The organism is Paenibacillus sp. p3-SID1389, from assembly GCF_025151705.1.
Classification (GTDB): Bacteria; Bacillota; Bacilli; order Paenibacillales; family Paenibacillaceae; genus Fontibacillus; species Fontibacillus phoenicis.
Genome location: NZ_JALXVO010000057.1, coordinates 1 through 26,095, shown reverse-complemented (window position 1 = coordinate 26,095; position 26,095 = coordinate 1). Strand labels below are relative to the sequence as shown.

25 protein-coding genes are annotated in these 26,095 nt (G+C 54.1%); 22 read left to right on the top strand and 3 right to left on the bottom strand.

The window, feature by feature from the left end; all coding sequences use genetic code 11:
• Positions 1–89 precede the first annotated feature (89 nt).
• From M3G15_RS18405 to M3G15_RS18305, 21 genes are all read left to right on the top strand, one after another.
• Positions 90–962 carry a heptaprenyl diphosphate synthase component 1 gene (locus M3G15_RS18405; RefSeq protein ID WP_009225877.1) on the top strand — a complete coding sequence of 291 codons (873 nt, stop codon included), beginning with the start codon at positions 90–92 and terminating at the stop codon, positions 960–962.
• Between the two features lie 12 nt (positions 963–974).
• The gene (locus M3G15_RS18400; RefSeq protein WP_009225878.1) at positions 975–1,703 is read left to right on the top strand and encodes a demethylmenaquinone methyltransferase; all 729 of its coding nucleotides are present in this window, start codon (positions 975–977) and stop codon (positions 1,701–1,703) included.
• Positions 1,696–2,568 carry a UbiA-like polyprenyltransferase gene (locus tag M3G15_RS18395; protein WP_009225879.1) on the top strand — a complete coding sequence of 291 codons (873 nt, stop codon included), beginning with the start codon at positions 1,696–1,698 and terminating at the stop codon, positions 2,566–2,568. Before M3G15_RS18400 ends, M3G15_RS18395 begins: the two co-directional genes overlap by 8 nt.
• The gene (locus M3G15_RS18390) at positions 2,568–3,185 is read left to right on the top strand and encodes a UbiX family flavin prenyltransferase (RefSeq protein ID WP_009225880.1); all 618 of its coding nucleotides are present in this window, start codon (positions 2,568–2,570) and stop codon (positions 3,183–3,185) included. Before M3G15_RS18395 ends, M3G15_RS18390 begins: the two co-directional genes overlap by 1 nt.
• On the top strand, positions 3,166–4,035 hold the full coding sequence (locus M3G15_RS18385) for a menaquinone biosynthesis protein (RefSeq protein WP_009225881.1): 870 nt from the start codon (positions 3,166–3,168) through the stop codon (positions 4,033–4,035). Before M3G15_RS18390 ends, M3G15_RS18385 begins: the two co-directional genes overlap by 20 nt.
• Positions 4,032–5,006, top strand: a complete 975-nt coding sequence (locus tag M3G15_RS18380; protein WP_009225882.1) for a polyprenyl synthetase family protein — start codon at positions 4,032–4,034, stop codon at positions 5,004–5,006. The genes M3G15_RS18385 and M3G15_RS18380 overlap by 4 nt, the downstream gene beginning before the upstream one ends.
• A gap of 120 nt (positions 5,007–5,126) precedes the next feature.
• A complete protein-coding gene (gene ndk, locus M3G15_RS18375) occupies positions 5,127–5,570 on the top strand; it encodes a nucleoside-diphosphate kinase (protein ID WP_009225883.1) in 444 nt (147 codons plus the stop codon).
• Positions 5,561–6,418: a CheR family methyltransferase gene (locus M3G15_RS18370; RefSeq protein ID WP_260071694.1), complete on the top strand. Its 858-nt coding sequence runs from the start codon at positions 5,561–5,563 to the stop codon at positions 6,416–6,418. The genes ndk and M3G15_RS18370 overlap by 10 nt, the downstream gene beginning before the upstream one ends.
• 268 nt (positions 6,419–6,686) lie before the next feature.
• Complete coding sequence (locus M3G15_RS18365; RefSeq protein ID WP_260071693.1) at positions 6,687–6,860, top strand: hypothetical protein; 174 nt, start codon at positions 6,687–6,689, stop codon at positions 6,858–6,860.
• Between the two features lie 338 nt (positions 6,861–7,198).
• A complete protein-coding gene (locus M3G15_RS18360; RefSeq protein ID WP_260071692.1) occupies positions 7,199–8,539 on the top strand; it encodes a hemolysin family protein in 1,341 nt (446 codons plus the stop codon).
• A 227-nt stretch (positions 8,540–8,766) separates the two neighbouring features.
• Complete coding sequence (gene aroC / locus M3G15_RS18355) at positions 8,767–9,936, top strand: chorismate synthase (RefSeq protein WP_260071691.1); 1,170 nt, start codon at positions 8,767–8,769, stop codon at positions 9,934–9,936.
• Entirely contained in the window at positions 9,936–11,039 is a 1,104-nt protein-coding gene (gene aroB, locus M3G15_RS18350) for a 3-dehydroquinate synthase (RefSeq protein ID WP_260071690.1), read from the top strand. Before aroC ends, aroB begins: the two co-directional genes overlap by 1 nt.
• Positions 11,032–11,406 (top strand): chorismate mutase, encoded by a 375-nt coding sequence (gene aroH, locus M3G15_RS18345; protein ID WP_009225889.1) that lies wholly within the window; start codon positions 11,032–11,034, stop codon positions 11,404–11,406. Before aroB ends, aroH begins: the two co-directional genes overlap by 8 nt.
• A 395-nt stretch (positions 11,407–11,801) precedes the next feature.
• Positions 11,802–13,364: an anthranilate synthase component I gene (trpE, locus tag M3G15_RS18340; RefSeq protein WP_260071689.1), complete on the top strand. Its 1,563-nt coding sequence runs from the start codon at positions 11,802–11,804 to the stop codon at positions 13,362–13,364.
• Positions 13,365–13,382: 18 nt separating this feature from the next.
• The gene (gene trpD / locus M3G15_RS18335; RefSeq protein ID WP_260071688.1) at positions 13,383–14,423 is read left to right on the top strand and encodes an anthranilate phosphoribosyltransferase; all 1,041 of its coding nucleotides are present in this window, start codon (positions 13,383–13,385) and stop codon (positions 14,421–14,423) included.
• The gene (gene trpC, locus M3G15_RS18330; RefSeq protein WP_260071687.1) at positions 14,413–15,252 is read left to right on the top strand and encodes an indole-3-glycerol phosphate synthase TrpC; all 840 of its coding nucleotides are present in this window, start codon (positions 14,413–14,415) and stop codon (positions 15,250–15,252) included. The genes trpD and trpC overlap by 11 nt, the downstream gene beginning before the upstream one ends.
• Entirely contained in the window at positions 15,245–15,910 is a 666-nt protein-coding gene (locus M3G15_RS18325) for a phosphoribosylanthranilate isomerase (protein ID WP_260071686.1), read from the top strand. Before trpC ends, M3G15_RS18325 begins: the two co-directional genes overlap by 8 nt.
• Entirely contained in the window at positions 15,910–17,109 is a 1,200-nt protein-coding gene (gene trpB, locus M3G15_RS18320) for a tryptophan synthase subunit beta (RefSeq protein WP_260071696.1), read from the top strand. The genes M3G15_RS18325 and trpB overlap by 1 nt, the downstream gene beginning before the upstream one ends.
• Positions 17,106–17,927 (top strand): tryptophan synthase subunit alpha, encoded by an 822-nt coding sequence (trpA, locus tag M3G15_RS18315; protein WP_260071685.1) that lies wholly within the window; start codon positions 17,106–17,108, stop codon positions 17,925–17,927. Before trpB ends, trpA begins: the two co-directional genes overlap by 4 nt.
• Before the next feature lie 47 nt (positions 17,928–17,974).
• Positions 17,975–19,072, top strand: coding sequence for a histidinol-phosphate transaminase (gene hisC, locus M3G15_RS18310; RefSeq protein WP_260071684.1), 1,098 nt, complete (start codon positions 17,975–17,977; stop codon positions 19,070–19,072).
• Positions 19,073–19,107: 35 nt separating this feature from the next.
• On the top strand, positions 19,108–20,202 hold the full coding sequence (locus tag M3G15_RS18305; RefSeq protein WP_009225897.1) for a prephenate dehydrogenase: 1,095 nt from the start codon (positions 19,108–19,110) through the stop codon (positions 20,200–20,202).
• A gap of 1,083 nt (positions 20,203–21,285) precedes the next feature.
• Here M3G15_RS18305 and M3G15_RS18300 read toward each other — a convergent pair.
• Complete coding sequence (locus M3G15_RS18300) at positions 21,286–22,245, bottom strand: helix-turn-helix transcriptional regulator (protein WP_260071683.1); 960 nt, start codon at positions 22,243–22,245, stop codon at positions 21,286–21,288.
• A 143-nt stretch (positions 22,246–22,388) separates the two neighbouring features.
• Between M3G15_RS18300 and M3G15_RS18295 the strand changes: the two genes are divergently transcribed.
• On the top strand, positions 22,389–25,523 hold the full coding sequence (locus M3G15_RS18295; protein ID WP_260071682.1) for an alpha-mannosidase: 3,135 nt from the start codon (positions 22,389–22,391) through the stop codon (positions 25,521–25,523).
• Positions 25,524–25,546: 23 nt separating this feature from the next.
• Here the strand turns inward: M3G15_RS18295 and M3G15_RS18290 are convergent, their stop codons facing one another.
• Positions 25,547–25,669 (bottom strand): hypothetical protein, encoded by a 123-nt coding sequence (locus tag M3G15_RS18290; RefSeq protein ID WP_260071681.1) that lies wholly within the window; start codon positions 25,667–25,669, stop codon positions 25,547–25,549.
• 113 nt (positions 25,670–25,782) lie between these two features.
• Positions 25,783–26,095 (bottom strand): hypothetical protein (locus M3G15_RS18285; RefSeq protein WP_311202303.1); only part of this gene is annotated, 313 nt, incomplete at its 5' end.

Here is a 26,095-nt window from a genome sequence, read left to right as displayed (position 1 = left end):
GCCTCTGTGCGCAGTGAAAAAACATATGCTATAATAGACAAGATTGTGACATCTTTATTACTGAAAGATCAGCGGCTCGGAGGCAAAGGATGAAACCTTATCGCATAACAGAATTGGCAAATAAATATGTCAGTTACGACATGATTACCGCATACACGGCGCTTCCGGAGTTTCCGGTGCCCCGTGTTCGTTTGCTTTATACGTTTTTAACCGAGCGGGAGGGGCTGTCGCTGGAGTCAGCTGAGACCTGTGCGCTGGCCGCGTTCCTCGTGCAGCTTGGCATGGACACCCATGATCGCATCGATCTGGAGTCCGGACTGGGGGAAGCAACCCGGGCCATGCGTTCGCGCCAGCTCAAGGTGCTGGCCGGTGACTATTTCAGCGGCGTGTTTTATCATCTGCTAGCTGGAGCCGGGGAGATCGGCATGGTCCCGTTGATGAGCTCGGCCATCTGTGAGGTGAACCGCTTGAAGGTCCAGCTGTACAGCAAGTTGAAGCAGATGTTATTGCCTGCGGAAGACTATCTGAAGGAATGCGTCCATGTCAAAATGGGGCTTTTTCTTTCTTTTACGGAGATCCTGGACAAGTCGGTCCAAAGCTTATGGCAGAAGCTGCTGGCGGAGTTAAGCCGCTGTGAAGTCATGCTGGAAGAAATCCGGTCTACTTCTGAGCTGCCGCACGAACGTAAAGGTTACGCCTATTTGCGCATCATGGAAACCGGATCCTCCGAGGATAAAACTGCGCTCTCCACCCGCAAAGTCGGCGAGCGGGACTGGTCGCTGATGCTTGTGAAATACAATATCAAGGAACAACTGCTGTCTATGCTGCACCAATCGGTGGATCACGTCCAATCGCTGCTGCATGAATGCAAGAAGGAAACCGCGCGAACGGAGCTCAAATCGATTCTTGAGCCGTTTATCGCTGTGCTTTCACCGTCACGCCGTTCCGTGCAAGAAGGGTAGGGGGATTAGTAAATGAGCCAAACATCTTCATCCGAGACCAAAGAGCAGTTCGTGCATTCTGTATTCGAGAGCATCGCTCCGAAATACGACATGATGAACGACTTGCTTAGCTTCAGGCGTCACAAAGCGTGGCGGAAATTCACGATGGCCAAAATGAACATGTCCCCCGGGGAGACCGCGCTTGACCTGTGCTGCGGTACCTGTGATTGGACGATCAGCATGGCGGAAGCCAGCGGGGGGCAGATCATCGGCCTGGATTTTAGTGAACGGATGCTGGAATACGGACGCCTCAAAGTAAAGGAGCGCGGGCTGGAGTCGCGGATCACCTTGGTTCAAGGGAATGCGATGGAGCTGCCGTTTGAAGACAACCGGTTTGATTACGTGACGATCGGTTTTGGTCTGCGTAATGTACCTGATCTCCGCCAGGTGCTGCGGGAAATGCGGCGCGTCGTAAAACCTGGAGGAAAGGTGGTTTGCCTGGAATTGTCCAAGCCAACCTGGCAGCCGTTCAAAGGACTTTATTATTTTTATTTTCAAAATGTGCTTCCGATGCTTGGCAAACTGGTGGCAAAACGATATGAACAGTACAAATGGCTTCCCGATTCCCTCGTCCAGTTTCCTGGCCGTGCGGAGCTGGCGGAGATTTTCCGGGAGACGGGACTTACCCGGGTTGAAGCGTATCCTTTAACCGGCGGAATTGCCGCCTTGCACATCGGAACGAAGGAGACGCAACATGTTTAAGAAAATGGTAATTTTCCTGCAAATGATCAAGTTTGAACATACGGTATTCGCTTTACCGTTCGCTTTCATGGGCGCGCTGCTCGGGTCTGAAATGATTAACCATGAGCTGCCGTCCTGGGCACAGATCGGGTGGGTGCTGTTGGCGATGTTTGGCGCACGAAGTGCGGCGATGGGGCTGAACCGTCTTATTGACCGGGTCATCGATGCGAAGAACCCTCGTACCGCAAACCGCGCAATCCCGGCGGGACTTTTAAAAATAGGCGAAGTCGTGTTGTTCATCATTCTCTCTTTTGCCTTGTTGTTCTGGGCCGCTGCCGAGCTAGACCCCTTAGCATTAAAGCTGTTGCCTATCGCCGTCATCATGTTGGTTTTGTACTCCTACACGAAACGTTTTACTTGGCTCTGCCACGTCATACTGGGTCTGACGATCGGCTTAGCTCCTCTCGGCGGCTGGGCGGCTGTAACTGGACAAGTTGATTGGACAGCAATGGTATTTTATGTAACGATTACCTTTTGGATTGCCGGCTTCGATATCATTTACGCCTGCCAGGACGTTGATTTCGATACGAAGGAAGGTCTTTATTCCATTCCTGTTCGGTTTGGTGTCGCTAAATCGCTGAAGATTGCTCAAGCGTTTCATATCATCACCGCGCTGGGCTTTATCGCTTTGCTGCTGTTGACGGATTTGGGCTGGTGGTATGTCGTGGGCATGATTATTGCGTATGCTATTTTGTTTTACGAGCACCATATCGTTTCTCCGAGCGATCTCAGCCGGCTGCAAACCGCGTTCTTCACCATGAACGGCGTGCTGAGCATCGTTGTGTTTTCCTTCACATTGATTGATTTGGTGGTGCGACATTTCTAATGGATAAAGGGAAATCGATTGTTGTCGGCATAACTGGGGCCAGTGGTTCGATCTATGGAGTGAAGCTGATTGAAACGCTGTTAGGTATGAACTTCCTCGTGCATCTCGTTGTATCCAATGCAGGGTGGCGAGTGATCAAGGAGGAGCTCGGTTGGAACACGAGCGATCGGGAGGCGACGCTGGAGGAACATTTCGGTCAGCTTCCCGGGAAGCTGGTATACCATCCGATCGCGGATATTGGGGCTTCGATCGCCAGCGGTTCTTTCCTCACGCACGGGATGATCGTTATGCCTTGTTCGATGGGAACCCTGTCTTCGATCGCAAACGGAACGTCCGACAATCTGATGGCTCGGGCAGCCGATGTCATGCTGAAGGAAGGCCGGCCGCTTGTGCTGGTGCCACGCGAAACGCCACTGCATGCGATCCATTTGGAGAACATGCTGAAGCTGGCTCGACTTGGCGTGCGCATCATCCCGGCGATGCCGGCATTTTATTTCGGACCGCAGACCATTGATGATCTGGTCCGGTTTTTAGTTGGTAAAGTGCTCGACAATCTGGGCATCGAGCATGCGTTATTCAAGAGATGGGGGGATCAGAATGAACAATCGGGAGAATGAAGACATCCTCATCGGCCAAATCAAATACAGCAACGTCTGGCCCGTTTTTCATTATTTTGATGTGACGCGCCTGTCCCAAGTGAGCCAACTCGTCACCGAGGTCCCTTCGAAGCTGAACCGCCGGATGCTTGGCGGGATGCTGGATATTTCCCCGGTGTCTTCTTTTGCCTACGGGTACGGCTCGGAGCGGTTCCTGCTGCTGCCGGATCTTTCCGTCAGCTCCGATGGGCCGGTGGGTTCGATTCTGCTGTTCTCGCGGAAGCCGCCGGAGGAAATTGCGAACGGCAAGATCGCGCTAACGAATACGTCGGCAACTTCGGTCAATTTGCTGAAGATCATTATGGAAAAAGCGTACGGTGGCAAACCTGAGTATTGGGACAGTGAGCCTGATTTGGATCTGATGATGGCAGAAAGCGACGGCGCGCTGTTGATCGGCGATCACGCGATTCAGGCATCCTGGCGGGATCACGATTATATCGTTACCGATTTGGGGGAAGTTTGGAAATCATGGACCGGCTATGGTATGACCTTTGCGGTCTGGGCCGTTCAGAAGTCGTTTGCCGAAGCCCACGGCGACTATTTGGCTGAAGTGACGGAAGCCTTTGTGGAAAGCAAACGTAAGAGCTTAAGTGATGTATCCCCGCTCGTGGCCAAGGCTTGCGCCGAAATTGGCGGTACGGCGGATTATTGGCGGCATTATTTTACTCAGAACATCCGCTATGATTTTAATGAATCGCACCGCCAAGGACTTTCGTTGTATTTTGACTATGCCTATGAAATGGGGCTGCTGGATCATCGAGTAGAGCTGGAGATATGGAGTGACAATTTGCTGACACGGGTGAAAGAATGAAACTACTGGATATTTTCGGTGCGTTAAAAAAAGATATGGATTTTATCGAACGCCAGCTGTACCGCAGCATCGACGGCGATGACGATCTGCTCAGCGAGACGTCCCTGCACTTGTTGAAGGCAGGCGGGAAGCGGCTGCGGCCGGTCTTCGTATTGCTTGGCGGGAAGTTTGGGAACTACGATCTGCAGAAGCTGCAGTATATCGCTGTGCCGCTGGAGCTCATCCATTCGGCGTCACTCGTTCACGATGACGTGATCGACGATGCCGACACGCGGCGGGGCAAAGCGACGGTAAAGTCGAAGTGGGATAATCGGATCGCCATGTATACCGGCGACTACATCTACGCCAAGGCCCTGATGCAGGTATCCGAGCTCGCAAATCCATACATACACCGCATACTGGCCAAAGCGATGGTGCAGATGTCGATCGGGGAAATGGAGCAGATCCGCGATTTTTTCAACACGGAGCAAAGCGTACGCAACTATTTGCTGCGCATCCGGCGGAAAACCGCTTTGCTCATCGCCATCAGCTGTCAGCTGGGAGCCATGGCGGCAGATGCTCCGGCCAAAGTGAGTGCGCTGCTGTACCGGTACGGGTACAACGTGGGCATGGCCTTCCAGATTCGCGACGATCTGCTTGATTTATTTGGTACTGAGAAGACGATCGGTAAACCGCCGGGCAGCGATATGCGCCAGGGCAACATCACGCTTCCTGTGCTTTACGCTCTGCAGGAGCCTGATTTAAGAGAGCCGCTGCTTCGGGAAATTCGCGGCATCCAGGCCGGAGACGGCAGCGGGGATGTGTCCCGTGCGATCGAAATGATTCGGACAAGCCCGGGCATTGGCAAAGCGGAGGCGTTGGCCGACCGCTATATTGCAAAAGCGCTGGCGGCGTTGCAGCAGCTGCCGGATACAGCGGCGCGCTCCCATTTACAGGACATTGCAGAATTTGTTAACAAACGCTCCTATTAATCTTATCGCTTTACCTGTTTCGCAAGTTTCTGGTAAAATGCAGGTGAAACCGCCTTCCTGGAGGAAGGTGGGAATGAGGTTTGAATCGCAAATGATGCTGTTAAATTCGGGAGGGGAACCATGGAAAGAACGTTTTTAATGGTTAAGCCGGACGGCGTACAGCGCGGGCTGATCGGCAGAATTATCAGCCGGTTCGAGGATAAGGGATTTCAACTCGTCGCAGGCAAGCTGGTTCAAGTGACAGAAGAGCAGGCGAAGAGACATTATGCGGAGCATGAGGGCAAGCCTTTCTTTGACGAACTGGTGGGCTTCATTACTTCTGGGCCGGTATTTGCCATGGTATGGGAAGGGGATGACATCATTAACTTGTCCCGCATGGTCATCGGCAAGACGAAAGTCACCGAGGCGCTTCCCGGCACGATTCGGGGGGATTTTGCCGCCCATACGCCGTTTAATCTGATTCATGGTTCCGACGGAGTAGAGAGTGCGGAGCGAGAAATCGCCAACTTCTTTGAGCCTCATGAGCTACTACAGTATACGAGAAGCGTGAGCCCATGGATTTGAACCGGATTTTTCCCGACATCCCTCGGGTAGACAACACAGAGACGGCACCGGATCCGGATTATCTCGGCTTTATCCAGAACATTAAAAAAAGCACGGGTATCGATTTGGCCCAATACAAGGAAGCACAAATGAAGCGGCGTTTGACGACGCTGCGCAATAAGAACGGCTATTCGAAGTTTGCGGATTTTTATACGGCGATGCTGAGCAACAAGCAGTTATTTTATGAATTTTTGGACAAGATGACGATTAACGTATCTGAATTTTGGCGCAACCCCAATCGCTGGGAAGTGCTGAGGGACTCGGTGCTGCCGGGGCTGGCCGCCGGGCGGCCCCGGCTGAAGGTGTGGAGCGCGGCCTGTTCGACGGGAGAGGAGCCATACACGTTGGCCATGATTCTCGCAGATCTGGGGCTTCTAGCGAACACCTATTTGCTGGCAACGGACATTGATGAAGGAGCGCTCGGGAAAGCCCAGGAAGGATTATATCTGGAGCGTTCGCTGAAGGATGTGCCGAAGGCGGTCGCCGAGCGTTATTTTACGCCGGAAGGCCCGATGTTCCGCTTTGATCCGAAGCTGAAGAAGGCCGTCACGTTCAAGAAGCAAAACCTGCTGCTCGATCCGTTTGAAGAGGGCTTTGACCTGATCGTTTGCCGCAACGTGATGATTTATTTTACCGAAGAAGCAAAACAAGGGCTTTATCATAAGTTTGCGCGTGCGCTGCGTCCCGGCGGCATCCTGTTCGTCGGCAGCACGGAGCAAATTTTCTCCCCTGGCCAATACGATTTGGAAGCGGCGGAAACGTTCTTTTATCGTAAGAAGGGGGAAGGGAACAACGGAGCGAGCAACTGAATTCAAGATTCGAAGTCGAATTCGCTTCACACGAGCTACTTCATGATTAAAAATTTTGGGTTCTTAGCGCCGAGAAGGTTGGATGAAGAGGTGAGTGAGTAGCGGAGCGCAGGGAAACCTACGTGAGCAACGGAGCGAGCATCTGAATTCAAGATTCGATGCCGTATTCGCTTCACATGAGTTACTTCGCGATAAGAAGCCAAAACGATAGTATAGAATGGTTTGATCTTTCCTATACTTGGACCATATAGTCAATGGAGGTCAGATCATGGACAAGCGAAAAGTGATCGAAGCTTATCGGCGGGGATTCTTGACGCCGCAGGAATGCGCGCAGGTGCTTGGCATCGAAGGTTCGCACCTCAAGGTGATGCTTGAGGATTTTCCGGTGGATCCCCGGCGTTCCGCCGCTTTGGAAAATCAACCAGCTTCAGGCCTCAGATAAGCTGCAAGCGCCCATACCAGTTAAATAGCGCCGACATCGCCAAGCAGGGCGGGGAACGGCGCTTTTTGCGTTCTTGGTTGAAGCGTTCTTGACAGCCGTCAGGGGAGCTTCCTATAATAGTTATAAATTCAGGTCAGGAGAGATTTCATCCATGAACGATTCGGACGACCCGGAGAGTAGCGACACGGTACAATTTTTCAATAATCTATTCATTGAGGAATTTCAGGCATAGCCTGCGTCAATTTGGTGACGGCGGGTTATGCCTTTTTGCGTTTGTTTACCCGCCGGAATGACAGCTTCAAACGACGCCGGGGGAAACTTTTGGAGGTGGAAATGAGTTGTTGGGACTTTTAGTTGTCTTCATATTAATTTTGATTAATGCCTTTTTTGCTGCATCGGAAATCGCCTTGATCTCCTTGAACGATAATAAAATTAAAGCGATGGCGGGGCAGGGCCACCGGAAAGCGAAGGTTATCGTAGGTTTGCTTGGCGAGCCCAGCAAGTTTCTGGCGACGATTCAAATTGGCATCACGCTTGCGGGCTTTTTTGCCAGTGCCTTCGCCGGGGAAAGCTTTGCCGACGACCTGGCGGCTTATTTAATCCGCATGGGGCTGCCGATTCCCGAAAACGTGCTTAGCACGATATCGCTGATCATCATCACTTTGTTGCTCTCATACTTCCAGTTGGTGCTGGGGGAGCTGGTGCCGAAACGGGTAGCCATGAACAAGGCCGAAGCGATGGCGATGTTTGCGGCTACGACGTTGTCCATCTTGTCGAAGGCGACCTCGCCGTTCGTGAAGCTGCTGACCACGTCCACCAACATGTTGGTGCGGCTGTTTGGCATCGATCCGAACGCTAAGGAGGAGGAAGTCTCCGAGGAGGAGATCCGCATGATGTTGGATACCGGAGAGGAAATGGGGACGATCCAGCCTAGCGAGCGCCTGATGATTAACAACATCTTTGATTTTGACAATTTGACGGTGTCCGATATCATGACGCACCGGATTGACGTCGTAGCTATCCCGGCCGATGCCGATCAGCAGACCGTGGCTGAAATTGCCGATAAGGAGCAATATACCCGCTTCCCGGTGTATGAGGATACGGTTGACAATCTGATCGGGATATTGCACAGCAAGGATTTGATCCGCTTTTTGCGCACGGAGGATAAGGAGAATTGGGATTTGCGGAAGCTGGTGACGCCGCCTTATTTTATTCCGATCTCCAAAAAAACAAATGAGCTGTTCGAGGAGATGCAGCAAAACCGCATTCATATGGCGATTGTCGTTGATGAATACGGGGGAACCGCCGGCATCGTAACGATGGAGGATTTGCTGGAGGAAATCGTCGGCAACATCTATGACGAACACGACGAGGAGGAACGGGAATACGAGCAGGTTGGCGAAGGCAGTTATCTGTTCAGCGGTACGATGTCCCTTGACGACGCCCAGAAAATCTTGGATATTAAGCTTCCGATCGACCACTATGATACGCTAAGCGGGTTTATGATCGGACAGTTGAAGCGGATACCAACGGTGAATGAACGACCGGAATTCGAATACGGGGGTTATGTTTTCGCTGTTCGGGAAGTGGGTCAGCATCGCATTCGCAAGCTTTTAGCCACCCGACGGACTAACCCGGAGCAAGCATATGCAGTTCATCCGGTTTCCGCAGATTCTTAAGATGGATCAAGGCCCCCGGATTTTGGTGAACCTCGAAGCGTGAGGCGCGAAAATCCGGGCAGGGCTTGGCCTCGGACCGCGTATGGTAAGAGAAATCCGAGAGGGTATGAACAGGATAAGTGAATTCACCACGTGACAGAATGCATCAAACAATATTATAATGAGCAAAGATATCATCGGGTTTTAGTTCTTTACAGTTTAACAGTTTAAAGGGGGAACGCAGCATCATGAGTTTGCGATACTTAACAGCCGGGGAGACGCATGGACCCCAGTTGACTGCGATTATTGAAGGCTTGCCCAGCCATTTGCAGCTGGATTTTGTAGCGTTGAATTTTGAGTTGGCCCGTCGTCAGAAAGGGTATGGCCGCGGCCGTCGGATGCAGATCGAGAAAGATACCGCGAAGATCGTCGGGGGAGTCCGGCACGGGTATACAACAGGAGCGCCGGTGGCACTGGTTGTGGAGAACAACGACTGGAAGCATTGGCAGAAAATCATGAACATCGAGCCGATCGAAGGCACGGACGAGGAGAAACGCAGAGTACATCGTCCCCGTCCAGGGCATGCCGATTTAAACGGAGGCTTGAAATATAACCATAAAGACCTGCGGAACGTGCTGGAGCGTTCGAGCGCACGCGAAACCGCTGTTCGCGTGGCGGTTGGTGCGGTGGCCAAGCAGCTCCTGGGGCGCTTTGGCATCCGGATCGCCGGGCATGTCATTCGCATCGGCGAAATTGAAGCACCGCCGCATAACCTGCCGCTGGACGAGTTGGCTCGAGTCACCGAAGCTTCTTCGGTGCGGGTTGCCGACCTTGAGACGGAGAAGAAGATGGAAGCCTACATCGATAAAATCAAGGAGGAAGGCGACTCCATCGGCGGCATCGTCGAATGTATCGTTGAAGGCGTTCCGGTCGGACTGGGAAGCCATGTGCAGTATGACCGCAAGCTGGACGGCCGTATCGCGCAAGCGGTAATGTCGATTAACGCGTTTAAGGGCGTGGAAATCGGCATCGGTTTTGAAGCCGGGAAGCTGCCAGGCTCCAAGGTTCATGACGAAATTTTGTACAGCGAGGAGCGCGGCTATTACCGGGCGACCAACCGGCTCGGCGGCTTCGAGGGCGGGATGACCAACGGCATGCCAATCGTCGTTCGCGGCGTAATGAAGCCGATCCCGACGTTATACAAACCGCTGCAAAGCGTCGACATCGACACCCGCGAGGCGTTTGCTGCTCAGGTGGAGCGCTCTGATGCTTGTGCAGTGCCAGCCGCGAGCGTTGTGCTCGAGAACGTGGTCGCTTGGGAAGTGGCCAAAGCGTTCCTGGAGAAATTCGGCGGCGATTCGATCGGGGAGATCGAGCGTAATTATAAGGGATATTTGGCTCAACTGGAGGAATATTGATGCGAACGCTGCAGGTCGATTTGGGCGAACGTTCTTATCCGATTTATATCGGCGGCGGCTTGCTGGGAAAGGCCGGGGATTTCTTCGAGCAGCATAAGCTGTCGGCGAAGAGCCCTGTCTTAATCGTTACCGATGACCATGTTGCGCCGAAGTATCTGCCGGTTGTCGAAGCCTCGCTGCAGGCCAAAGGCTACCGTACGGTCAGCAAAGTCGTGAAGGCCGGTGAAAAATCCAAATCGCTGGAGGTTTATGAGGATGTCATGACTACGGCGATTGAAGGCGGTTTGGACCGCCGTTCTGTGGTCGTTGCGCTGGGCGGCGGCGTCGTCGGCGATTTGGCTGGCTTCGTGGCGGCAACGTATATGCGAGGCGTAGCGTTTGTGCAAATGCCTACCACGATCCTGGCTCACGACAGCAGTGTCGGAGGCAAGGTGGCCGTCAACCATCGGCTGGCCAAAAATATGATCGGCGCTTTTCATCAGCCGGAAATGGTGCTGTATGACGTGGACAGCCTGCAAACCCTGCCGCCACGCGACGTCCGGGCGGGCTTGTCGGAAATGGTCAAGCATGGCCTGATCTGGGATGCGGCATTTGCGGACTGGTGCCGCGAGCACACGGCGGATTTGCTGGTGCTGGATCCGGAAGCGCTGGGATACGGATTAACCCAGGGGTGCTCCGTGAAAGCCCAGGTTGTCTCTGTGGATGAGAAGGAGAATGGGCTTCGTGCGATTCTCAACCTGGGGCATACGCTGGGTCATGCCATCGAGGCGATCGGCGGGTATGGTGAATTTTTGCACGGGGAAGCGATCTCGATTGGGATGGCCGCAGCGGCGAAGCTGGCAGTGAACCGGGGCCGGGATCCGCATATTTACAAGTACACGGTGTCCCTGCTGAGCGGCTTCGGTTTGCCAACGGCCATGCCGGCACATTTGAACGAGCAGGATTTGATTGGTGCGATGATGCACGACAAGAAGTTTAAGGAACAGACGATGGTGTTTATTTTGCCTGTAGAGATCGGCAAGGTGGAAATTGTCTCAGACGTGACATTGGACGAAGTCCGCCAGGTGATTGCTGAACTCAAAGAGGAGGGACAACATGTATAACAGAGGTATTCGCGGAGCAACGACGGTATCCCGCAACGACGAACAGGAAATTCTGGACGCGACAGCTGAGTTGTTAAAAGAGATTGTCGCTCGCAACGAAATCGAGCCTGAGGATATTTGCAGCGTTTGGATTACGGTTACGCCGGACTTGACGGCGACTTTTCCGGCTCGTGCCATTCGCGTATTAAACGGGTGGGATATGGTTCCTCTGATGTGCTCCACGGAAATCCCGGTTCAAGGCGCTTTGCCGAAGTGTATCCGGCTGCTGATTCAGGTGAACACCACCAAAGGGCAGCGGGATATGAAGCACGTGTATTTGAACGAAGCCCGCAGCCTCCGTCCGGACCTCAGCTCCACCAATTCCTGAGGGCAGCAAGCGAGCGAAGCTATTTTTAGGATTGGCAAATCAAGCTGCAGGTTTGGGTTGCCAAACGGGCCGCGGTTAGGGTATAGTTAATTTAGATTTTAGATGAGTGCAAGTTAGTTGAGTAAGTTAGTTGAGAGTAAGTTCTAAGTTAGAAGAGTTTAGAGTAAACACATTTTTTAGAGCTGAGTAGAGATCAGTTGAGATGAGCTGAGTTTAGCTGAGTGAATAGCCTGTTCCTTGTGCGTACTTCGTCGTTTTCTTGATTGTGGGAGAATGACGGCAAGACGCGTCTTTAGGAGCTGCGCTTTCCCATAAACCGCAAATCCTACAACCTCTACTTCGGTAGAGGTTTTTTTATTTGGCTCTGAAACCAATTCGAAAAGGAAGTGAGAGACATGGCAACCCCGAATGTAGAACAGGTCATTGCTTTAGCAAACGAATATAATCTGATCCCGATTGCCCGAACGTTGCTCGCCGACATGGAAACCCCAATCCGGATCTTCCGTCGTATTGCTCAGCGGGAGCAGGCATTTTTGCTGGAGAGCGTGGAAGGTGGCAGTCAGTGGGCGCGGTATTCTTTCATCGGCACCGCCCCGTTCTTGACGATTTCCGCGAAGAAGGGCGAGATCACGATTCAACGGGAAGGCGGTACAGAGCATTTGCGCTCGTCCCGTCCCGTCGATGAGTTGAAGGCGATCCTGCGGGGCTATCGCAGTCCGAAGCTTCCGGAAATGCCGCCGTTTACGGGTGGAGCGATTGGTTTCTTTGGATATGATCTGCTGCAGTACTATGAGAAGCTGCCGGCGCATCAGGTCGATGACCTGAACCTGAATGATATGCAGTTTATGTTCTGCGATCAAGTGATCGTGTTCGACCACGTGAAGCAGCGGATCCTGCTGGTGGCCAACGTACACGTGAAGCCAGACGATCGCGACGAAGATATTCGCCGGGCTTATGCGGAAGCGGAGCTGAAGCTGGATTTGGCGGCCGATCTGCTGCAGCAGGAGGGGCCGGGCGAAAGCTTTAACCGCCGGCCGATGCCGGTCGTGACGGATCTTGGGAACGTCAAATCCAACCTGACGAAGGAGCAGTTCATCGCGAACGTTGAAAAAGCGAAGGAATATATCCGCGAAGGCGATATTTTTCAAGTGGTGCTGTCACAGCGGTTCCATATCGAAACAGAAGTTGATCCGCTTCACGTCTACCGCGTCCTGCGGACGTTAAATCCGTCGCCGTACATGTATTACCTCAAGCTGGACGAGGAGATTATCGTTGGGACGTCGCCGGAGGCTTTGGTCAAGGTAGAGAACGGCCGAGTGGAAACGCGTCCGATCGCCGGCACGAGACCGCGGGGAGCGACGGAAGAAGCCGATTTAGCGTTGGAAGCGGAGCTGCTGCAGGATGAAAAAGAACGGGCGGAACATCTGATGCTGGTCGACCTTGGACGCAACGATTTAGGCCGGGTATCCGAGTTTGGCAGCGTAACCTGCGACTCGTATATGGAGATCGAACGGTATTCCCACGTTATGCACATGGTATCCAAGGTGTCTGGCAAGCTGCGGGAGGATAAGGACTTCTTCGATGCATTCCTGTCTTGTTTGCCAGCCGGGACCGTCTCCGGGGCGCCAAAGCTGCGGGCGATGGAGATTATTGCGGAGCTGGAGCGCGAGGCACGCGGCACTTATGCCGGGGCCATTGGGTACCTTGGATTCTCAGGGAACATGGATTCTTGTATTACGATCCGCACGATCGTGTTCAAGCAAGGGAAAGCATACGTGCAGGCCGGCGGAGGCATCGTATGGGATTCCATACCGGAGAACGAATATCAGGAGTCGGTGAACAAGGCGAAGGCTTTGCTGACGGCGATCCTTACAGCGGAGCAGATGTTTCCGCCAGCCACCCGAAATGACGGTGTGATTAATCAGGATTACCTTTACGAATATACCCCGGGGAACTAAAGAGAGGAGCGAATCGAGATGACAGGACAGCAAACCGTTCAGGCGGGCATTAGCCGCTTGATTGAAGGACGGCATTTGTCGCGGGAAGAAGCGCGTGGTGTGATGCAGGCGATCATGAACGGCGAATCAACGCCAGCTCAAATCGGCAGCCTGTTGACCGCGCTGCGAATCAAGGGAGAGACTGTCGAGGAGATCACCGGCTTCGCCGAGGCGATGCGCGGCGCCTCCAGCCGAATTCATACGGAAACGCAAAAGCTGCTGGATACGTGCGGAACAGGCGGATCCGGCATACACAAAATCAACGTATCCACGACGGCGGCGATCGTGGCAGCCTCGGTGTCGGTGCGGGTAGCTAAACACGGCAACCGGTCGGCATCCGGCCGTTCGGGAAGCGCCGATGTTCTCGAAGCGTTGGGCGTGAATATCCAATTGGACGCCAGCCAAGCGAAACGCTGTCTGGATGATATCGGCATCTGCTTTATGTTTTCACAGCTGTATCATCCATCGATGAAGCACGCGGCAGGCCCTCGCAAAGAGTTGGGGATTCGAACGGTCTTCAACATGCTGGGGCCATTAACGAATCCGGCAGGAGCGGATCGCCAGGTGCTGGGCATTTATGACGGCAGCAAAACGTCGACGATCGCTGAAGTGCTGCGCGAGCTCGGATCCAAACGGGCGCTGGTTGTCAGCAGCCAGGAAGGTCTGGATGAAATCAGCATTTCGTCGCCGACACGGGTATCCGAGTTGAAAAACGGGGAGATCACAACCTACGAACTGCTGCCGGAAGATCTGGGACTTCGCACGTACCCGCTGGAAGCGATGATCGGCGGCGATCCCGAGACGAATGCGGAGATCGTCCGGCGCGTGCTGCAAGGGGAGCGCGGCGCTCACCGTGACGTCGTACTGGCCAACGCAGGCGCTTGCGTATATGTGGCTGGTTTGGCGGACACGATCCGGGACGGAGTTACGATCGCTGCGGATGCGATCGATTCCGGGAAGGCTTATGCCAAGCTGCAACAGCTGATTCAGACAACGGGGGAATTAAGTTATGTATCTTGATCGAATTGTAGAGACGAAAAAAACAGAAGTCGCACGTTTGGCAGAAAGCTTCTCCCTTGCGGATGCGGAGCGCCGCATTGCGGCGATGGAGCCCACGCGGGGGTTCCACGCGGCACTTACAACCGGCCGGAAGCGGGATATGGGGTTAATCGCCGAGGTGAAAAAGGCGTCCCCCTCCAAAGGGCTGATTCGCCCGGATTTCCATCCGGTGCAGCTGGCAGCGGCTTATGAAGCGGCGGGAACCGATTGCATCTCCGTGCTGACGGATGAAACGTATTTTCAGGGCAGCGGCGCCTATTTGAGCGCAATTCGCGAGGCCGTAAATGTGCCGCTGCTGCGCAAGGATTTTGTGATTGACGAGCGGCAGATTTACGAAGCCCGGCTGCTTGGCGCTGACGCTGTACTGCTGATCGCCGCAATCCTGAGCGATGCACAGCTTCGCGACTACCTGTCGATCGCCACGGCGCTGGGACTGGATGCGCTTATCGAAGTGCATGATCGCGAGGAGCTGGAGCGGGTCCTGATGCTTCCAGCGGCGAAGCTGATCGGCATCAACAACCGGAACCTGCGGACGTTTGAAGTGTCCCTGGAGACGACGGCCGCGTTGGCGGAGCTGGTGCCAACCAGTACGACGCTGATCAGCGAGAGCGGGATTCAAACCCGGCAGGATGTAAAATACCTTCAACAGACCGGCGCACAAGGCGTGCTGATCGGAGAAACGTTTATGCGGCGAGAAAATGTGGGGGACGCCGTGGTTGACTTAATGGGACCGTTACTTCAAACGGATTCCCGCGAATTGGATGCCGAAGGGACGACGTCAAATGGGTGAAGTGGCCGTAAAAATTTGTGGACTTCAAAGCGTTGAAGTGCTAAAATCTATGGTGAACTTACCCGTAGATTATGTTGGATTCGTGTTTGCCCGAAGCAAGCGCCAAATCAGCGGAAGCCGTGCAGCGGAGCTGCTTCCTGTGCTTCAAACGTGGAGCACAGGGGCAGTTCCGCAGAGCGTTGGGGTGTTCGTCAATCCGACCTTGGAGGAGCTGGACGAGGTTTTGCGGCAGGCGCCGCTGGACATCCTGCAGCTCCACGGGACGGAAAGCCCGGATTTTTGCCGGAAGGTGAAGGACGCTTATGGCGTCAAGCTTTTCAAGGCATTCTCGGTCAAAACGGACGGATCGGTCCATGCCGGCGCGACCTTGGCGGAGTATGACGGCGTGCTGGACGGGCTGTTGCTCGACACGTACGATCCGAAGTACGGCGGGGGCTCTGGCGTTGCATTTGATTGGGCTGCTGCAGAGCCTTTTCGTCAATGGGCCAAGGAGCGAGGAATCCCGTTCTTTGCGGCCGGCGGCTTGCATCCCGGCAACGTTAAGACGTTAATTGAGACGCTGCAGCCGGATGGCGTAGACGTCTCAAGCGGCGTGGAAACCGACGGCGTGAAGGATATCGCGAAAATAACTGCATTCGTAGAGAGGGTGAAGGGATGATGAAGCAGGTACCGGATGAGCATGGACGGTTTGGTCCTTTTGGCGGCCGCTACGTGCCGGAGACGCTGATGAACGCTTTGATCGAACTGGAAGAGTCCTATTTGAAATTTAAAGATGATCCCGAGTTTCAAGCGGAGATCGCTTATCTGCTGAAGCAGTATTCCGGACGGGAGACGCCGCTTTATTACGCGGAACGCCTGACGGAGCACCTGGGCGGGGCGAAAATTTATCTGAAGCGCGAGGATTTAAACCATACTGGCGCCCATAAAATCAACAACGCGATCGGGCAGGGGATTCTGGCGAAGCGGATGGGCAAGCAGAAAGTGATCGCCGAAACCGGCGCAGGCCAACACGGCGTGGCTACGGCTACGGTAGCGGCCTTGCTAGGTCTTGAATGCAAGGTATTCATGGGTGAAGAGGACACGAAGCGGCAGCAGCTTAACGTGTTTCGGATGAAGCTGCTGGGTGCTGAAGTTGTTCCGGTTATGTCCGGTACACGCACGTTAAAGGATGCTTGCAACGAAGCGCTGCGCTATTGGGTGAGCAATGTGCATGATACTTTCTATATTCTCGGATCGGCCACCGGGCCGCATCCTTACCCGATGATGGTGCGGAACTTTCAGCGGATTATCGGCGATGAAACGCGGAAGCAGATTTTAGTGGCGGAAGGCCGGTTGCCGGATATGCTTGTCGCTGCGGTCGGCGGCGGCAGCAATGCGATCGGGATGTTTTATCCGTTTATCGAGGATCAGGAGGTTCGTCTGGTCGGTGTAGAAGCCGCAGGCAAAGGCATTGACACCGAGTTCCATGCTGCCACGATGACCAAAGGCACCAAAGGCGTCTTCCAGGGCTCGATGAGTTATCTGCTTCAGGACGCTTATGGCCAAGTTCTGCCAGCCCACTCGATCTCGGCCGGTCTCGATTATCCGGGCATTGGCCCAGAGCATTCGTATCTGAAGGATATCGAACGTGCGAAGTATTATCCAATCACGGACCGTGAGGCTCTGGATGCCCTTCAGCTGCTAAGCCGGACCGAAGGGATCATTCCGGCGCTGGAGTCGGCGCATGCGGTGGCCCAAGTTGTGAAAATGGCTCCGGCAATGAGCCGGGACGAAATCATCGTCATTTGCTTGTCCGGCCGCGGGGATAAGGACGTGGAGTCGATTATGGCGTATACGAAAGGCGGGGAGACGATATGAGTCAACCAACAGGTCAATTGCTGGACGACACGTTTGCGAAGCTGAAAGCAGCGGGACAAACCGCGCTGATTCCGTTCGTGACCGTCGGTGACCCAGACCCGGAGACGACGCTCGACATTTTGGCCGTTCTGGAGGAAGCCGGTGCCGATGTGGTGGAGCTGGGTGTACCTTATTCCGATCCCTTGGCGGATGGCCCGGTGATTCAGCGGGCGTCGGAACGTGCCCTTGTCCACGGAATCACGGTGGCTTCCTGTATCGAGACGGCATCCAAAGCCCGGGAACGCGGCATCCGTATGCCATTTGTCTTGTTTACTTATTACAATCCCGTGTTGCAAATGGGGACAGAGCGCTTGTTGGCTGAGCTGCAGAAGGCGGGGATCAGCGGCTTAATCATTCCGGATTTGCCGTATGAAGAAGCGGAGGAGGTCCTGAAGTTGGCGGATGCCGCCGGCGTAAGGCTGATCCCGCTCGTCGCGCCTACCTCCAGCGGCCGGATTGCACGGATCTTGGAGCGTGCCCGCGGATTCGTATATTGCGTCTCTTCGCTGGGCGTAACCGGAGAACGGACTTCGTTCCATGCCAGCGTCGACGAATTTATCGCCTCGGTTAAAGCGCAAACGGATTTGCCCGTTGCCGTCGGCTTCGGAATATCTAGCCGGGAACAGGTCGAGCGGTTTGCTGCGATCTGTGACGGAGCGGTCGTGGGCAGCGCCATCGTGCGTAAAATCGAGGAAAACTTGCCGCTCTTGTCCCAGGCTTCGACTCGGGACCAAGGGTTGTTGCAAATTCGCGACTTTGTGGCAAAATTGAGATTATAGTTTTTTTGGCTAAACCATCACAAAGTCATTTGAGGAGGAACCTATACATGTTGCCGAAACCCCAGATCGTCAATTTGCCGGTATATCAGCCGGGAAAACCGATTGAAGAAGTGAAGAAAGAGCTTGGGCTCGAGGATGTCATTAAGCTGGCTTCCAACGAAAATCCGTTTGGTTGCTCGCCGCGCGTCCGCGCCGCCATTGAACAGGAGCTGGCGAACTTAAGCTTGTATCCTGACGGCAGTGCCGCAGAATTGACCGAGGCGTTGGCCAGCCAGCTTGGCGTTGGGAAGGAGCACATTATTTTCGGCTGCGGTTCGGATGAGATCATCGCTCTGATTGCCCGCGCTTTCTTCCTGCCGGGGGACGAGACGGTGATGGCAGACCAGACGTTTAGCGTGTATAAGAGCAACGCCGACATCGAAGGTGCAGTCAGCATCGAGGTGCCGCTGAAGGAAGGTACCCACGATTTGGAGGGAATGCTTGAACGCATCGGAGACAAAACGAAAGTGGTTTGGATTTGCAATCCGAACAATCCAACCGGAACGATCGTGCCTCATGCGGAGTTGATTGCTTTTCTGGACCGGGTTCCGGGGCACGTGCTGGTCGTTTTGGATGAAGCTTATGCCGAATATGTGACCGATTCGGATTACACGAACGGCATCGCTTTGCTGAACCAGTACCCAAATCTAGTTGTGCTTCGTACTTTCTCTAAAATTTACGGTCTCGCTGCGCTGCGGATCGGTTATGGCGTGGGGCAACCGGCGGTCATTAAACTGATCAATCAGGTTCGTGAGCCGTTTAATACTTCGCGGATCGGGCAAGCGGCGGCAAAAGCGGCTTTGGCCGATCAGGAATTTGTGGCTGACTGCCGGGCTAAAAACCGCGAGGGAATCGCCTATTTGTATAAGGAATTCGACCGGCTGGGCCTGAAGTATTTCCCGGCGCATGGCAATTTTATCATGGTGGATGTTCAGCGTCCGGCGGGTGAAATGTTTCAGTCGTTATTGCAGCTGGGGATTATCGTGCGCGGAGGATTCCATAAATATCCAACTTCCGTGCGGGTGACCGTCGGATCGGCGGAACAGAACGCTAAATTTATATCTGCCTTGGAGCAGGTGCTTGGCAAATCGGCAACTCGGGTCTAATCCCCAATTTATTCGCAGAAAATGAGTGAGATACGATGACAACGAAAATTGCCATTTTTGGCGTGGGCTTGATCGGCGGATCGCTGGCGTTGTGCTTCAAAGGCAAGCCGGGAATTACGGTCGTTGGCCACGCCCATCGCCCGGAATCCTTGAAACGCATTGAGGAGCGCGGTGTCGTTGACGCCGCGACTCTGTCCATGGAAGAGGCGGCGGCGGATGCCGACTTTATTTTTTTGTGCGTGCCGGTCGGGTTGCTGGAAGATTACCTGCGGAAGCTGACCGAGCTGCCGCTGAAGCCGGGCTGCATTGTAACCGACGTTGGCAGCACCAAGGCGTCGGTCGCCGCTTGTGCGGCCAAAATCGCCCGTCCGGGCGTGCATTTCATCGGCGGCCATCCGATGGCCGGCTCGGAGCGTTCCGGCGTCGAGGCGGCTTCGACGCTCTTGTTCGAGAACGCTTACTATGTGCTGACGCCGTCTCCTGATGTGCCGGAGGAGGCCTATCAACGCCTGGAGCAGCTGCTGGCGTACACCAAAGCGCAAATTGTGCGTGTGGACCCAGTTCTGCATGATGAAATCGTTGGGGCGATCAGCCATCTTCCGCATATTATCGCGGTTGCCTTGGTGAATCAGGTGCGTAATTACAACGATGGCAACGGGTTATACCGGATGCTGGCGGCAGGTGGTTTCCGCGACATCACGCGGATCGCTTCAAGCGACCCGGTGATTTGGCGGGATATCCTGCTTAGTAACCGGGACGTGCTGCTTCATTTGTTGAAGGACTGGAACCGCGAGATCGAAGGCTTTATCACTTTATTGGAGGCACAGAACGGGGAAGGGATCGAGGCCGAATTCCAAAAGGCCAACCAGTTCCGCAGCGAGCTGCCGGAGCGGCGCAAAGGGGCGATCACCTCGTTGTTCGATATTTATATCGACGTACCCGACACACCGGGGATTATCGGGCAAATCGCAACCGAACTTGGTCTGCGCCATATTAACTTGAGCAACATGCAGATTATCGAAAGCCGCGAGGACGTTCCGGGCGTACTGCGCCTCTCTTTCCGCCAGGAAGGGGAGATGGAGCGGGCGAAAGCTCACCTCCAATCGCTGGGGTATGTTGTGTACGTGTAGTTGGCTTTTGTTAGGGGAAAGGCTTGGCTCGGTGTTGAATTTTAAATTCAGCCGGGCCTTTTGTTGCTTTGGCCGCTGACGGGGATTTAACGGAACCTAGGGACGTTATTTGCGTGGATGTGGGCCTTTTCCAATTCTAACGGAACGAGGAGACCTTATTTGGCTTAATCGCTGCGAATTCGCAGGCGTGACTGGCGAATAAGGTCTCTGGGGTCCGTTACAACGGGAAATCGCCGGGAAATGGACAAATAAGGTCCATACGTTCCGTTAGCAGCCCGTCGTGATCGTAATGTAAGCGCTAAAAAAAGATGTTGACAGAATGAAAACGTATACATATAATAAAAGTACAGTATGGTTTCTCTCCACTCCTATCCAATAACTTCTTGCTCCCAAGTGAGCAAGGACCGCTTCTTCGGAAGCGGTCTTTTTTTGCTTTTTTTGCGTCAGCTGGTGAGCAATCTACTCGAAAAATCGAATACAATTCGCTCGTTCTGCTGGTTTCAGCCGAAATATATATGAAATTTCGTGTTTATTGGGGCATCAGGAGGGTGGAAGGCGCGATTCTGTATGAAATTTCGAATACATTTCGGATTTTTGGGCGATCGCGGCAAAATGTATGCGAAAAATCGAATACATTGCAACCGATCTCCATGCATGCTAACTACGATACACGGCAAGCGAACTACGGTAACGGTTTGATTAGTTTCTCCTGCTGCCCCCATATCCGTACCCCTTAACTACAATCGACACCCATAAGTCACACTATCCTCATCCAAGAGAAGTTACTTCCCCACCATCCCCGGTTACTTCTACCGCGACCTAAGAAAAGTTACTCAACAACAGGAATGGTACCTCGCACGCGCCCCAGGTCCAGATTATCATCAACTATTTCTCACCGCCTCACAAAACTAACGCCAGACAACAAACTTCATACCGCGGTCTATGGAACTCACACTATACATCTTTCGGACCAACACGGCGGACGATAGCACACGCACACGTTTTCAGCATCAGTTACTTCATCATGGTCATGTTATCCGTAGCTTCCTTGGCGCATTTTTTAACACGCTTAACACGCTGGAGTTAGCCCGACCGGTTGAAATGCTGCTTGCGATAGGTGAGCGGGCTGACGCCGTATTTCTTCTTAAACGCCTTGCTGAAATAATAAATGTCAGGGAAACCGGCTTGTTCGGCGACTTCTTTGATCAGCAGGGAAGGCTGCTGCAACAGCTCGCAGGCTTTGGCCAGCCGGATCCGGTTCATCTCCTCGATCAGGGTTCGGCCGGTTTTTTGCTTATATACGCGGGACAGATGGCCGTAGCTCATATGCAGCGATGCGGCTAGTGCTTCCACATTCAGACGCTCCCCGCGAAAATCCTCCAGGTACACCTCCACCTTACGAAGCAAGGCGTCCCGGGCTTGCGCAGGCTCCGAAGCTGATGCGCCGGTCTCATGTGCGGCGGTCACGCCGGACAAGACCTCCAGCAGTTGTACGAGCAGCAGCCTGAGATAAAAAGGCGACCGCCCATGTTCAGCCTCGGTAAACAGCTGAATGAGCAGCGACCGAATGCCGTAATCGTCCCGGTAGGCCCCCGGAGGCCAATCCTTCAACCGATTCAGCCGCAGGAGAAAGCTGTCGTTCGCCGGCTTTGCTGCGCTATTTTCCGCTAAATCGTCCGCTGCTTCTGTCGCAGTCTCTTCCTCTGCCGCGCCTGGAATTGGCCGAAACCGCCACCGCAAACAAATGCCCTCATGGGGATCTTCCCGAGAGTAGTCGTGCGCATGGGTCATCCCCGGAGGGATCAAAAAAAATTCGTCCGCATACACCATCACGTCCTGGTCGATAAATCGTGTTTGCATACGGCCGGACAAGACATAGTTGAATTCATACCAAGTGTGGGCGTGGGGAGGGCATTTGCCTGAACCCCCGGTTTGTTCTATCACGATATCGACCCAGTCCACCACCGCATCGCCAACCGCGATTTCACCACAGATTTTGTTCAGTGCAGGCACCAGTTCGTTACGCCATTTTTTCAAATCCATGAGCTGCTGCTCCTTTGTTCGATTTGACTCCATCATATCATAATAGGACAAAAATTGATGAGGATAAGTAATTTACTTCGCCGGGGGAGAACCGGAAAATGAGGGGGAAGGCTAACTCATATTCAGGGGAGGTACCCGATACGATGTTCTGGACGGAGGAGAAATTAAACGCACGGATTCGCGAGCTGGAGGGGTATCGATATCGCGATGCCCGGCCGATCGAGGCGTTTCGCGCGCAAGTGGATGAGGAAGGGCGCATCGGCGCCAGACCGCCCAAGGAGGGGCCGTGGTCCACAATGCAGACAGGAGAACGCTGGGAAGGCCGCGATCTTTATTTATGGCTGGAGACGGACGTCGAGCTTCCGGCCGAATGGAAAGGGCGCAAGATCGTTGGCGTGTTTGACTTCGGCAAAACGGGAGGCGGAAACAACTCCGGGTTTGAATCGCTTCTGTATGTCAACGGCGAACCGTTCCAAGGCGTGGATATGAATCACCAGGAGGTATTTTTCCCGGACGAGGCTTCCGGTACGAAGGTGAAGCTGCAGTTCCGCTTATGGTCCGGTCTGGAGGGCGGCGGGAAACCGCAGGTACAGGAGCACCGGATCAAGCGGGCGGAGATCGCGTGGCTGGACGGAACGGTGGACCGTCTGTACTATACGGCCCGTGCGGTCATGCAGACGGTGGAGGTATTGCCGGCGAACGCGCCGGAGCGGACGGATTTGTTGACGGCGCTGGATCGCGCTTTCCTGCGAATCGATTGGTCCTATCCGGGATCGGAGGCGTTTTATGCGTCGCTGACGGAAGCGGAGGAGCAATTAACCCAGGCGGTGGCGGGAATGAAGAAAACGTCGCCGGTGACGGTGCAATGCATCGGGCATACGCATATCGATGTCGCCTGGTTGTGGCGGCTGAAGCATACACGGGAAAAAGCAGCCCGCAGCTTCAGCACCGTACTGCGACTGATGGAGATGTTCCCGGAATACGTGTTCCTGCAAACGCAGCCGCAGCTATACGAATATCTGAAGCAGGATTACCCGGAGCTCTATGAACAGATCAAGGAACGGGTCAAAGAAGGACGCTGGGAAGCGGCCGGCGGCATGTGGCTGGAGGCGGACTGCAATTTGACGAGCGGGGAATCGCTGGTGCGGCAGCTGCTGTATGGGACGCGGTTTTTGCGCGAGGAATTTGGCCAGGAATGCACCTATCTGTGGCTGCCGGACGTCTTTGGCTACAGCTGGGCCTTGCCGCAGATTTTACGCAAGTCGGGTATTCACACGTTCATGACAACAAAAATCAGCTGGAACCAGTACAACCGCATGCCGCATGATACGTTTTGGTGGCGCGGCATCGACGGCAGTGAGGTGCTGACCCACTTCATCACCACGCCGCAGGACGGAAATTTCTGGTGGTACACCTACAACGGGCAGATCGAGGCGTCCAGCGTGCAAGGCATCTGGGAGGCTTACCGCGATAAAGAAGTGAACAAGGAACTCTTGCTCTCTTACGGATACGGCGATGGCGGCGGCGGCGTAAACCGCGAGCACTTGGAGCTGCGTCGGCGCCTCGACGAGATGCCGGGTCTGCCGCGTGTGACGACCGGAAGGGCGGACGATTTTTTTGCGAAGCTGCATGAGACAGTGGAAGCAGCGGATCGTTACGTCCATACGTGGGACGGCGAGTTGTACCTGGAGTACCACCGGGGAACCTATACCAGCCAGGCGTACAATAAAAAAATGAACCGGAAGCTGGAGCTGCTGTCCCGGGACGCCGAATGGCTGCTTAGCTTGCAGGCGTTGCTTGCGGGCTGCGGAAACTGGGAGGCCTATCCGAAGGCCAAGCTGGACGAAAGCTGGAAAACGATCCTGCGCAACCAGTTCCACGACATCATCCCGGGCTCGTCCATTCCAGAGGTATACCGCGACTCCAAGGAGGAGTATGCCCAAGCTGAATCGCTGCTGGAGTCGTGCCGGGAGCAGGCCATTCAAGCCTTGACGAGCGATGCGGGGGATACGTATACCGTGTGGAATCCGTCCTCTTGGCCGTTTACCGGACTGGTTGCCTTGGAAGGTCAAGACACAGACACGGGAACACAGTGGATTCAAGCGGATGGGCAAGAACTGCAATCCGAATTCGACGGGACGACCGTGTGGGTACGCGTGGAGAACGTGCCGCCGCTTGGCTTTGTAACGATCCAACGTAAGAAGGACGGGCAAGCAAATAACGCGGTGACAAGCGAACCGTTTAAAGCGCGGCCAAACGGGATCGAAACTCCGATTTATAACATTGAGTGGAACGACCGCGGGCAGCTGATCTCCATCTTCGACCGCGTCGCTGGCCGTGAAGTGCTGGCTTCCGGCGAACGGGGCAACGTGCTGCAGGTGTTTGAGGATAAGCCCAAAATGTTTGAGGCTTGGGACATCGATGTGTTCTATCAGGAGAAGCAGCGCGAGGTTGAGCAACTCCAAGAATGCAAGGTCGTTACCGGTACGCTGCGGGCTGTCGTCACATTTACCTGGACGTACATGAGCTCGACGATTCGCCAGCAGATGATTCTGTATGCCGATAACCGGCGGATCGATTTCCGGACTTGGGTGGATTGGCAGGAACGTCAGCAGCTGCTGAAGGTTGCTTTTCCAGTGGACATTCGGGCGACGGAAGCGACTTACGACATTCAGTATGGCAATGTGAAGCGCCCAACGCATTGGAACACGTCGTGGGATTTCGCCCGCTTCGAAACGGTCGGGCATCAATGGGTGGATTTGTCGGAGCGCGGCTATGGGGTTAGTCTGCTGAATGATTGCAAGTACGGGCATGACATTAAGGATCATGTGATACGCCTGTCGCTGCTGAAATCGGCAACGTACCCAGACCCGCAGGCGGATCGCGGCGAGCATGAATTTACGTATGCGCTGTATCCGCATGAGGGGGATTGGTCCGAAGGCGGTACCGTGCAGGCGGCAGCGCTCCTGAATCAACCGGTATACGCTACGCCAGGTACGGCTCATACTCCGTCGTTCTCCTTGCTTCAAACGAGCGGCAGTGCGGATGTCGTCATCGATGCGGTGAAAAAAGCGGAAGACGACGATAGCGTGATCGTCCGTTTCCATGAATATAAGGGCGGCCGGGGCCGCGTCCGGTTACACGTCGGAGTGCCCGTGGCGTCCTGGCAGGAAACCGACCTGATGGAACGTCCGGCCGGAGAGCTGTCCTCCGCAGATACGATTGAGTTGACAGTGACGCCTTATGAAATCAAGACGATTCGTCTTCAGTTGAAATAAAGATGGGCGAAACGGGCGCCTCCTCAGTTGTCGGAAGTGGGGGCGCCTGTTAGCGTTTCAATATCGTTGGAACCATAGAAAAATAAAACCACCAGAATAATGATCACAATCCATTCGGAAAAACCTTCGCCGTCAAATTGACCCATGTGGCAAACCCCCGTAATCGTAATTAAGTTCAAAGCGTACAATCTCCATTTGGCGTCCGCTGAAATGAACAGGCATTTGGAGCAACTCCGGCTTACGACAACGAACGCCAGCATTAGGAGGAACTGTCCGCTTTTTTCTTCATGGCATTAATGATGTCGTTGATGGTGAGATCCCCGTTTTCATTGAGGAAATTCAGCAGTTTATCGGCGTTCGCGTCGCTGCTGATCGTTTTGTACTCGCCAACCAAGGAGACGAACATGGTCGCGTTTCGGTATAACTGGACGGAATCCACGCGTAGTTTGCCGGAGAGCAGCAGCGCAGCTACGGTGTATTCCGGGGTTTTAGGCCGGAAGCCGCCTTTTTTGCCGTTCTTCTTGCTGGAAGACGAGGACTTGTTCTTTCCGGCTGAGTTCATGGCTTTACCT